At 73.9% G+C, this 479-nt stretch carries 1 pseudogene; it reads right to left on the bottom strand.

What is annotated here, in order from left to right:
- Window positions 1–285: 285 nt before the first annotated feature.
- Window positions 286–479 (bottom strand): annotated as a pseudogene (locus ACSNOC_RS27930) (hypothetical protein); the annotation flags it as partial.

The raw sequence follows: 479 nt of genomic DNA on the forward strand, positions 1-479 counted from the left end.
CGGCGGAATCCTCGGTCCAGGTCGCGTCACACCCGACCAACGACGAATCTCCGACTCAGGACACTAGGGCCTGTCTTCCGGACCTTCGCGGGGCCACGACGCTCCCCCAGCCTGGCGGCTGGGAGGTGCCCCCAGGCATCCCTCCCCCGGACTTCGTCCGGGAGGTGCCCCCAGGCCGCGTTGCCGAATCGCGCGAGTACGGACAAGTACGAGCTGCGATCCGGCGCCTTGCCAGCCGGGCGCCAGACGCCGCGGCCTGATCCGCGAAGATCCGAAAGACAGGCCCTAGCTGAAGACGATCATCGAGCCCTGGGCCAGGCTGCGGGTCGCCGCCGCGTGCAGGCCGAGCCAGACGTGGCGTTCCTGGGCGAACGGGCCGTCGCCGTAGCCCGGCTGGGCCGCCGGCTCCTCCAGGCGGGTGGGGCGGGTCGGCGCGGCGGGCGGCGAGGGCCACGCGGGCGTCGGCCTGGGCGTGGCGG

Origin of the sequence: Streptomyces sp. URMC 129 (assembly GCF_051386415.1) — a bacterium.
Classification (GTDB): domain Bacteria; phylum Actinomycetota; class Actinomycetes; order Streptomycetales; family Streptomycetaceae; genus Streptomyces.